Origin of the sequence: Pseudonocardia pini (assembly GCF_013870575.1) — a bacterium.
Taxonomy (GTDB): domain Bacteria; phylum Actinomycetota; class Actinomycetes; order Mycobacteriales; family Pseudonocardiaceae; genus Pseudonocardia; species Pseudonocardia pini.
On sequence record NZ_JACBXB010001085.1, the window covers coordinates 1 to 1,391 of the forward strand.

Annotated in this window: 2 protein-coding genes; both read right to left on the reverse strand. The window is 76.8% G+C overall.

Annotated elements, in window-relative coordinates:
- The coding region (locus H5J29_RS32730; protein ID WP_181784763.1) for a Nif3-like dinuclear metal center hexameric protein at window positions 1–648 on the reverse strand (648 nt) is incomplete at its 3' end.
- A partial coding sequence (locus H5J29_RS32735) for an aminotransferase class I/II-fold pyridoxal phosphate-dependent enzyme (RefSeq protein WP_181784764.1) occupies window positions 645–1,391 on the reverse strand: 747 nt, incomplete at its 5' end. The genes H5J29_RS32730 and H5J29_RS32735, both read right to left, overlap by 4 nt.

The following is a 1,391-nucleotide window of genomic DNA, read 5'->3' on the forward strand; positions in this document are numbered from 1 at the left end:
CGCCACGACCGCGCGGCGGCGGTGGCGGGGAAGCACCATCTCCAGCCGGGTCTCCGCGACCCGCTCCAGCCTGCCGACCTCACCGATCGCCGGGTTCGCCCCCGCGTGCGGGAGGAACTGCCCCGTCCCCGCGGTGGCGAAGGAGCAGTGCGAGTAGTCGCCGATCTCGCCCGCGCCCGCGGCGGACAGCGCCTCGTGGACCGCCCGGATCGCGGCGCCGGTGGGCACGAACGCGACGATCTTGTCCAGCGGGTCCGCCGGGAGCGGCTGCAACGGGCCCTCGACCTGCAGGCCCAGGGCCGCGGCGAGGGCGTCGGACACCCCGGGATCGGCGGAGTCCGCGTTGGTGTGGGCGGTGTAGAGGCCGACGCCGCCGCGGATCAACCGGTGCAGCAGGGCGCCCTTCGGGGTGTCCGCGCCGACGCCGTGGACCCCGCGCAGCAGGAGCGGATGGTGGGTCACCAGCAGCTGCGCGCCGGTGTCGAGGGCCTCGTCCACGGTCTCGGTCACGGCGTCGACGGCCACCAGCACCCGCTCCACCCGCTCGGCGGGGTCGCCGCAGACCAGGCCGACCGCGTCCCAGTCCTGGGCGAGGGCGAGTGGGTAGGCGTCCTCGAGAGCCGAGGTCACATCCGCGAGCGACGTCATGCCGCTACACCTACCAGCACGGCGCGCAGCGCCTCGACCAGGACCGCCACCCGCGCGGGATCCCGCACCGCCACCCGGACGTGGTCGGGGCCCAGTCCCGGGAAGGTGTCGGCCCGTCGGACGGCGATCCCCTTGTCCCGCAGCCGTTCCCGCGTCCCCTCCGGGACCCGGAGCAAGAGGTAGGGCGCGATGCCGGGCAGCACCTGCACCCCCGGGACCGCGGCGAGTGCGGCGGCCTGGTGCGCGCGGTGCCCGGCCAGGGTCCGCGCCATGGCCTCGGCCTCCGCGACGGCGGCGGGCTCGGAACAGGCGATCACCGCCTCGAGGGCGAGGGTCCCGACCGGCCAGTGCGGCCGGGGCGCGGCCAACCGGGCCAGCACCGCGGGATCGCCCAGCGCGTAGCCGGCCCGCAGCCCGGCGAGCGCCCAGGTCTTGGTCAGCGAGCGGAAGACCAGCACCCCGGGGACCGCCTCCCCCGCCAGGGACTCCGGCTCGCCGGGGACGGCGTCGGCGAAGGCCTCGTCGACCAGCACGATCCGGCCGGGCCGCGCGATCTCGCGCAGCCGGGAGTGCAGCACACCGGTGGGGTTCGTCGGGTTCCCGACGACGACGAGGTCCGCCTCCTCCGGCACGGCCGCCGGGTCGAGCCGATGGTCACCCCGGGTGAGCACGTGCTCGACGGGCAGACCCGCGGCCCGCAGCGCGGCCTCCGGCTCGGTGAAGCCCGGGTGCACGACCACCGC